At 34.3% G+C, this 8,149-nt stretch carries 7 protein-coding genes and 2 tRNA genes; 5 read left to right on the top strand and 4 right to left on the bottom strand.

The genetic code is table 11. The features are described from left to right. Positions 1-282: 282 nt before the first annotated feature. Together ACRBBL_RS14240 and ACRBBL_RS14235 are read right to left on the bottom strand one after the other, a co-directional pair. On the bottom strand, positions 283-1,803 hold the full coding sequence (locus tag ACRBBL_RS14240; RefSeq protein ID WP_431369736.1) for an OmpP1/FadL family transporter: 1,521 nt from the start codon (positions 1,801-1,803) through the stop codon (positions 283-285). 48 nt (positions 1,804-1,851) lie between these two features. Then, positions 1,852-2,901, bottom strand: a complete 1,050-nt coding sequence (locus tag ACRBBL_RS14235) for a hypothetical protein (RefSeq protein WP_431369735.1) — start codon at positions 2,899-2,901, stop codon at positions 1,852-1,854. A 100-nt stretch (positions 2,902-3,001) separates the two neighbouring features. Here ACRBBL_RS14235 and proS point away from each other — a divergent pair, with 100 nt between their 5' ends. The 4 genes from proS to rpsT all read left to right on the top strand — a co-directional run bounded on the left by proS (position 3,002) and on the right by rpsT (position 5,064). Beyond that, positions 3,002-4,480, top strand: coding sequence for a proline--tRNA ligase (proS, locus tag ACRBBL_RS14230; protein ID WP_431369734.1), 1,479 nt, complete (start codon positions 3,002-3,004; stop codon positions 4,478-4,480). A gap of 78 nt (positions 4,481-4,558) precedes the next feature. Further along, positions 4,559-4,633, top strand: a tRNA-Glu gene (locus ACRBBL_RS14225). Positions 4,634-4,702: 69 nt separating this feature from the next. Beyond that, positions 4,703-4,774 (top strand) — tRNA-Glu (locus ACRBBL_RS14220). 38 nt (positions 4,775-4,812) lie between these two features. Continuing rightward, positions 4,813-5,064: a 30S ribosomal protein S20 gene (gene rpsT / locus ACRBBL_RS14215; protein ID WP_431369733.1), complete on the top strand. Its 252-nt coding sequence runs from the start codon at positions 4,813-4,815 to the stop codon at positions 5,062-5,064. A gap of 147 nt (positions 5,065-5,211) precedes the next feature. Here the strand turns inward: rpsT and rho are convergent, their stop codons facing one another. Next, the gene (gene rho / locus ACRBBL_RS14210; RefSeq protein ID WP_431369732.1) at positions 5,212-6,954 is read right to left on the bottom strand and encodes a transcription termination factor Rho; all 1,743 of its coding nucleotides are present in this window, start codon (positions 6,952-6,954) and stop codon (positions 5,212-5,214) included. A 179-nt stretch (positions 6,955-7,133) separates the two neighbouring features. Between rho and ACRBBL_RS14205 the strand changes: the two genes are divergently transcribed. Further along, positions 7,134-7,547, top strand: coding sequence for a DUF4293 domain-containing protein (locus ACRBBL_RS14205; RefSeq protein WP_431369731.1), 414 nt, complete (start codon positions 7,134-7,136; stop codon positions 7,545-7,547). Positions 7,548-7,621: 74 nt separating this feature from the next. Here the strand turns inward: ACRBBL_RS14205 and ACRBBL_RS14200 are convergent, their stop codons facing one another. Continuing rightward, a complete protein-coding gene (locus ACRBBL_RS14200; protein WP_431369730.1) occupies positions 7,622-8,119 on the bottom strand; it encodes a metallophosphoesterase family protein in 498 nt (165 codons plus the stop codon). Positions 8,120-8,149: the final 30 nt, after the last annotated feature.

Here is an 8,149-nt window from a genome sequence, read left to right as displayed (position 1 = left end):
CATCAAACAAAACAGAAATACACAAAAAACCGAAGAAAGATATTCTTCGGTTTTTTTATATCATTCAATCAAATAATATGTTAGAAGCTAGAAAAAAGTTTTATTTAAGATGGGTAAAACGAGTTGAGCATTGCTAGAACATTAAAAATATGTTAGAGTAGTTTCAATTCTTATTAAAAGATTGTTGCCGAAGAAATGTTTATTCCCAAAAGGGCATAAAAAAACCTCATTTATACTAATGAGGTTCTTTACGGTAAATGAATCGGTTGTGATAATGTAATATTATAGTTTAAACGTTGCTGAAAGTGTTACGTTTGAATTTATGTTATTAATGTTTGCACGATCTGTTAAACCTACTTGGAAAAGTTGTGGATTTCTAGTTTGTTCGCTTCTATCATAAGCTAAATCAAGTGAGAAGCTTCCAAAATTGTATCCTAATCCTAAAGAGTAACCTGTTAAATCGCCAACACTTGAGTTGTTTTGGAATGGACTTTCTTCAAAGCGATATCCACCGCGTAAGCTAAGTTGTTTAATTCTGTACTCACCACCAATTCTATATGATGAAGTGGATTGTAATTGATTTTCAATATCAGCATTGGCTTGAATAAAATCGTTGGTTGGACGTAATTTTGCGTTTGCGTAATCTTTTAAAGTATAATCAAAGCTAATTAAGCCGCTTTTTCCAAATATATATGCAATACTACCAGTTAAATTCCCTGGAGTCACAATTCTATGTTCTCTATATGCGTTTACGACATTTGGAAAAATATCGCTTCGTAAAATTTCAGTTGGATCTGTTGGGTTTCTAAAATCAGTGCTTAAACCTTGAACTAATTCGTCATTTAAGCTATACCAAGTAGGAGATTGGTAAGAACCTCCTAAGCGAACATTTTGTAATTTTAAAATTGCGCCTACTTGAAAAGAAATTCCAGTTCCATAGGTGTATAGTTCGTTGGAGAACTCAGCATATTGTAATCCAGAATTAGTATTTACAGGACTTTCTATTAATACTCTTCGCTCTCTATAGTCAACATCATGTGAGTTTATGTTTAATCCTAAATATAAATTATCTCTGTATTGGGCTGCTATATTGAATGTGTACTTTCTGTTAAAACCAGAGCTTTGTACAATATAATCATGAATAGCACCATTAGAATAATCGGCATTCGAATTATAAGTAGTATTACTATTATTATCAACATCTGGATTAATAACAAATCCTTCGTAGCCTAAAAACCCTTGTTGTGCAGCAAAACCAAAATTTTCTCCTAAAAATAAATACGTATCTGTATCGCTTTCTCCTGGAAGTTGCGCTATATCACCTAATGCTTGTCCATTGGCAAAAGTAACAAAGTAATCAGCGATTCCTCTAGAAGTGTTTGTTCCTGTTGCGAAGAAATTATTATAGTAATTGTCATTATTTTGGACATTTAAGCCTAAAGAAATTTTTCTCCAGTCGCTATCGCCCATATTATTAAAGACAAATACAATTCCTGCTTGATTTAAATCAAATTCGGATTCGTTTCTATTGGTAGTTGTACCAAAATAAGAAGCATCGTTGTCATTGTTATAGTTACTTAATGAAATCGTAACCTCGCTCGTGCTAAAAACGGCAGAACCAGCTGGATTTATTGAAAACGCCGAGAAATCACCTCCAAGAGCTCCAAATGCTCCGCTCATTGCTCTAAAACGTGCTGTTCCATTTAAGTTTTCGGTAGAATACCGTACAACATCGTTTAAGTTTTGGGCGTCACTTACAGACATAGCAAGTACACCTATGAATAGTATGAATACTTTTTTCATAATTTAGTATAGTATTATTTTTAGGGATAAAATATATTAATATAGATTTTAGTTTCTTCCGCCTCTTCTTGAACCACCGCGGCTACCACTTGATCTTGAGCTGCTGCTAGATGATGATCTTGCAGAAGAACCACTTGATGACCTTGAAGAAGAAGAGCTGTTTACTCTTGATCTATTATTAAAGTTTGATCGTACAGGAGCACTTCTTGTAGAACGTGTAGATCTTGTAGCTCTAGTATTCCTTGTGTTTCGAGTACTTCTGGTTGCTCTAGTATTTCTTGTGTTTCGAGTATTTCTAGTTGCTCTAGTGTTCCTTGTATTTCGGGTATTTCTTGTAACTCTAGTGTTTCTGGTGTTTCGAGTAGTTCTAGCATTGTTGTTGCTTCTTCTTGTAGAGCGAGTATTAGAGTAGCGACTATTTGTTCTGTTTAAAGATCTTGCATAAGCGTTTCTGCTTGCATAGGCTCTATTAGCATAAGCAGTTCTTCTTCCTCTGTTGTATGCGTAGTTTCCATAAGGAGAACGTCCGTATCCGTAGTATGGTCCGTAACCCCAATTGTTGAAGCCTCCCCAGCACCAGTTGTTGTAGCCTCCCCAGCCCCAATAATTGTTGAAGCCTCCCCAGCCCCAGCGATTCCAACCCCAGCGGTTCCATCTCCAGCTATTCCAGCCCCAATTGTTCCAACCCCAGTTATTCCAACCCCAGTTGTTCCATCCGCTATCATATACATTGATAGTAATATTTTCTGCAGTTTCACCCCAAGGAGAATAGCTTTCTGTGTATCCAATTGCGTCAACGTCTGTTTCAGGTTGTGATTCAGCATCACCTTGACTAGAATATTCTTCTACATCTGTAAACACATCACCGTAACGATCATCGGCTTCGTAAGATTTTTGTTCAAAGTAATTTTGATATGCATTGTTACTATCATCATTGTTAACAACTTCAGCAGTTTCTCTCCTTTGTTCGTCAGAACTATAAATTCCATCATCGTATGTAGCTTGCTGATATGTGCCACAGGATGTTAGTGTCAAAAAAGTTATGGCTAAAACATGTATAGCCTTTATGTTGTTTTGTAAATAGTAAATTACTCGCATATCTCCTAAAATTAATTGTTGAACAGTACAAAAATAGTTAGTTTTGTCGAAACTATTTTTTATTTAACATATTCACAATATTTGTGCCAAACTACTAAGAATGAGCAAGAAATTAACAAAGAGGTCTGAGGACTATTCAAAATGGTATAACGAATTGGTTGTAAAGGCTGATTTAGCTGAAAACTCGGCGGTTAGAGGTTGTATGGTAATTAAGCCTTACGGGTATGCCATCTGGGAAAAAATGCAAGCTCAATTAGATAAAATGTTTAAAGAAACAGGGCATGAAAATGCTTATTTTCCACTATTTGTACCTAAAAGTCTCTTTGAAGCCGAAGAAAAAAATGCAGAAGGCTTTGCAAAAGAGTGTGCAGTTGTAACTCATTATAGGTTAAAAAGCGATCCAGACAAAGAAGGAAAACTTATTGTAGACCCTAATGCTAAACTTGAAGAAGAATTAATTGTTCGACCAACAAGTGAAGCTATTATTTGGAATACATATAAAAATTGGATTCAATCATATAGAGATTTACCTATTTTAATAAATCAGTGGGCAAATGTAGTTCGTTGGGAAATGCGTACACGTTTATTTTTAAGAACCGCAGAATTTTTATGGCAAGAAGGGCATACAGCACATGCAACAAAAGGTGAAGCAGTAGCAGAATCATTACTAATGCAAAAAGTATATGCTGAATTTGCAGAAGATTTTATGGCTATGCCAGTTGTAAAAGGAGCAAAGACAGAAAGTGAACGTTTTGCAGGCGCATTAGATACATATACAATTGAAGCGTTAATGCAAGATGGAAAAGCGTTGCAGGCTGGGACTTCACATTTCTTAGGACAAAATTTTGCAGAAGCTTTTGATGTGAAATATGTAACTAAAGAAGGAAAACAAGAATTGGTGTGGGCTACTTCTTGGGGAGTTTCTACACGACTTATGGGTGGATTAATAATGACACACAGTGATGATGCTGGATTGGTATTACCACCAAAACTAGCACCAATTCAGGTTGTTTTTGTTCCTATATATAGAAATGAAGAGCAATTTGAAGCAATTGCAGCGAAAGTAGCAGAAATTTCAGACCAATTAAAAGAAAAAGGAGTTTCTATTAAATTTGATAAAAGAGATACATTGCGTCCAGGAGCTAAATTTGCTGAATGGGAGTTAAAAGGAGTGCCGTTACGTATTGCCATGGGTGCACGTGATTTGGAAAATGGAACGCTTGAAATTGCACGTAGGGATACATTTGAAAAGCAATCTGTAGCACAAGAAGACGCTGTAGAAACTGTTTTAAGTCTTTTAGAGACGATTCAAGAAGATTTATTTACAAAAGCTAAGAATTACAGAGATGAGCATACCACGACTGTAGATACTTTTGAAGAATTTAAAAATATTATAAATAAAAAAGGAGGGTTTATTTCAGCGCATTGGGATGGTACTGAGGAGACTGAGAATAAAATCAAAGAATTAACTAAAGCAACAATTCGATGTATTCCATTAGAAGCTTTGGAAGAAGAAGGAAAATGTGTATATTCGGGGCAGAAATCGACTAAAAGAGTCTTATTTGCGAAAGCATATTAAAAAAAAGTAAAAAAACTTTTAAAAATAGTTGGAGCATATAAAAATAGTTGTATTTTTGCATCCGCTAACAGAAATAATGGCCCGTTCGTCTAGGGGTTAGGACGCCAGGTTTTCATCCTGGTAACAGGGGTTCGAATCCCCTACGGGCTACCAATTTTTTCTGTAAGTTTATTTGCAAATTTGAAATTATAATTTAAATTTGCACCCTCATTGAAAAATGATGGCCCGTTCGTCTAGGGGTTAGGACGCCAGGTTTTCATCCTGGTAACAGGGGTTCGAATCCCCTACGGGCTACTAAACATTAAGTTTAAAAAAGATAATTAAGAAGAGAGATGGCAAATCATAAGTCAGCATTAAAAAGAATTAGAAGTAACGAGTCAAAGCGTCTAAGAAATAGATACCAGCATAAAACAACTCGTAACGCTATTAAGAAATTAAAATCAGTTACTGATAAGAAAGAAGCTGAAGCTTTATTATCTAATGTAACTTCTATGATTGATAAGTTAGCAAAGCGTAATATTATTCATAATAATAAAGCTGCTAATTTAAAATCTAAATTAACAAAACACGTAGGTGCTCTATAATAAAAGCACTTATTAAAAATACATTGTAAAACTCCAATTTATTTGGAGTTTTTTTGTATCTCATTTTTTCCTGAAAACTCTAAAATAAAAAAGCTGCTCAATATGTATTGAGCAGCTTTTTATAATTTATAGTAAATGTTTCGTTAACTATGCATTCATAGATATTAAAAACTCTTCGTTGTTTCTAGTTTGTTTAATGCGTTGGTTAATGAATTCCATTGCTTCTACAGGGTTCATATCTGCTAAGTATTTACGCATTACCCACATACGTTGAATTGTGTTCTGATCAAGTAATAAATCGTCTCTACGTGTACTTGAAGAAGTAAGGTCAATTGCAGGGAAAATTCTTCTATTAGAAATCTTACGATCCAATTGAAGCTCCATATTACCAGTTCCTTTAAACTCTTCAAAAATTACCTCATCCATCTTAGATCCAGTTTCTGTCAATGCAGTAGCAATGATAGATAATGATCCACCACCTTCAATATTACGTGCAGCTCCAAAGAAACGTTTTGGTTTGTGTAACGCGTTTGCATCCACACCACCACTAAGTATTTTTCCAGAAGCAGGTTGTACGGTGTTATATGCTCTAGCCAATCTTGTAATAGAGTCTAATAAAATAACTACATCATGTCCACATTCTACCAAACGTTTTGCTTTCTCTAAAACAATATTTGCCACTTTTACGTGATCAGTTGCTTCTTTGTCAAACGTTGAAGCAATTACTTCACCTTTTACATTACGCTGCATATCGGTAACTTCTTCAGGACGTTCATCAATTAATAAAACAATTTGATATACTTCAGGATGATTGGCTGCAATAGCATTAGCAACATCTTTCAGTAACATGGTTTTACCAGTTTTTGGCTGAGAAACAATCATTCCTCTTTGTCCTTTTCCAATAGGAGAAAACAAATCCATGATTCGCGTAGAAATTGTGCTTTGACGTTCCGCTAAATTGAATTTTTCATCTGGGAACAATGGAGTTAAATGTTCAAAAGCAACACGGTCACGTACCACTTGTGGATCTAATCCATTTATTTTACTTACTTTAATTAAAGGGAAATACTTTTCTCCTTCTTTTGGAGGGCGAACAATTCCTAATACTGTATCTCCAGTTTTTAATCCAAATAAACGAATTTGTGATTGTGATACATAAATATCATCTGGAGATGATAAATAATTATAATCTGATGATCTTAAAAATCCATAACCATCTTGCATAATGTCTAAAACACCTTCGCTTTCAATAATCCCATCAAATTCAAAATCAGGTTCGCGGTAGCGATTGCGTTGATCTTTATTTCCGTTGTTTTTGTGTGAATGATCTTTCTTGTTGTGCTTATTCTGTTGCGAATGATCTTTCTTATTATTGTGTTTGTTGTTATTCTGTTGCTTCTTATTATTGTTGTTATTGCTACTACTAGTACTCTTAGCATCTGAATTATCACTTTCAGATTTCTTTGAATCATCTTTTTTAGCTTGTGGAGCTGTATTTTTTTGATTCTTATCTGCTGGTTTGTGAGTAGGTTTATTTTGTTGTTTAGGAGCCGGTGTGTTAGATTTTTCAGAAGTAGCTTTAACTTGTTTTTTTTGAGGAGGAGTTGCTTCTTTAGGAGGAGTTGGCTTTTGGGGAGAAGGTTGCTTATCGTTTCGTTGATTAGGTTCTCTTTTAATTCGCTTTCTCTTTGTTGAAGCGTCCTCTGTTTTTGCTTTAGGTTCTGCTTTTGTAATTGGAGCAACAGACTCAGGGTTACTAGCTTGAAGATCTAATATCTTATAAATTAAGTCTAGTTTTTTTAAAGTTCTATATTTTGGAACAGCTAAGGTTTTGGCTATTTCCTGTAATTCGGGAAGTTTTTTGCTTTTTAATTCTGATATTTCTAACATGTATTGGCTTGTAATAAATTGTTTTTTGAAAAAGTGAGTGATAATACTCGTAATGAAGTGTGTAAATCTATTAGTAACAATAGATTATGAATTGTCTATGCAATAATACAAATTTATTTTAATAAACAAAATAGTATTTTATGAAAAGAACTATTATTTTTGTGATCCAATTTTAAGATATGATTCAAAGAATACAAAGTTTATACATGTTATTAGTCGCAGCAATTGCTGGCGGTCTAACATTTGTATTCAGTTTATATACACTAGAAGATAAAGTAGAAGTATTCGCTAAAGATGATCCTTTGTACTTAGGATTGTTTATGGCATCTGCTGCATTGGCTTTAATCACTATCTTTTTATTTAAAAATAGAAAATTACAATTTGTGTTGAATCGTTTCAACATCTTATTTCACCTTATTTTATTAGGGATATTTGTATATCGAATGCTAAGCGTATCTGGAGAGATTGATAAAATTTCGGAGAAAGGTATTGGGGTCGTTCTTCCTCTTATTTCTATCGTTTTATTAGTGCTCGCAAACCGAGCAATTAAAAAGGATGAAGACCTTGTAAAATCTGTAGATCGATTACGATAAACCTAACATCTTAGTAATCTTAGTGCGTAAAAACTCCAAAGTAGCCATACTTTGGAGTTTTTTTATGAAGTAAACTAATGCCGATTGGCAAGTTCAATAATTTCTAAATCTTTGATTTTGTCTTTATCAATCACAAAACGGAGCATCGTTCGTACCTTATGAAAACCGTGTTTTCCGCAGGCGCCAGGATTCATATGTAGCAAATTCAATTTTTTATCAAACATCACTTTTAAAATATGTGAATGTCCGCAAATAAAGAGTTGCGGTGGATTTTGACGAATTTCTTCGCGCACACGCACATTATACTTATTCGGATAACCACCAATATGCGTTATCCAAACATCGACACCTTCACACATAAAACGATTGTGTTCTGGAAATTCCATACGCGCTTTATCATTATCTATATTCCCATACACGCCGCGCAAAGGTTTTAATTTCTGAATGGTATCTGTCACAGACAAATCGCCAATATCGCCAGCATGCCATACTTCATCGGCATACTCAACATGTTTTAAAATTTGATCGTCAATATGACTATGTGTATCTGATAATAGTAAAATTTTCTTCATGAAATTTCTCCTTAAAAGTTTGCTAAATAA

Origin of the sequence: Kordia sp., from assembly GCF_050633145.1 — a bacterium.
GTDB lineage: Bacteria > Bacteroidota > Bacteroidia > Flavobacteriales > Flavobacteriaceae > Kordia.
Note: the sequence above shows the minus strand (reverse complement) of the source record. Positions and strands in the feature narration are given on the sequence as shown.

Bases quoted from the DNA above. Each gene is read 5' to 3' on its own strand.
- ACRBBL_RS14240 (WP_431369736.1), bottom strand. From the start codon at position 1,803: ATGAAAAAAGTATTCATACTATTCATAGGTGTACTTGCTATGTCTGTA.
- ACRBBL_RS14235 (WP_431369735.1), bottom strand. From the start codon at position 2,901: ATGCGAGTAATTTACTATTTACAAAACAACATAAAGGCTATACATGTT.
- proS (WP_431369734.1), top strand. From the start codon at position 3,002: ATGAGCAAGAAATTAACAAAGAGGTCTGAGGACTATTCAAAATGGTAT.
- rpsT (WP_431369733.1), top strand. From the start codon at position 4,813: ATGGCAAATCATAAGTCAGCATTAAAAAGAATTAGAAGTAACGAGTCA.
- rho (WP_431369732.1), bottom strand. From the start codon at position 6,954: ATGTTAGAAATATCAGAATTAAAAAGCAAAAAACTTCCCGAATTACAG.
- ACRBBL_RS14205 (WP_431369731.1), top strand. From the start codon at position 7,134: ATGATTCAAAGAATACAAAGTTTATACATGTTATTAGTCGCAGCAATT.
- ACRBBL_RS14200 (WP_431369730.1), bottom strand. From the start codon at position 8,119: ATGAAGAAAATTTTACTATTATCAGATACACATAGTCATATTGACGAT.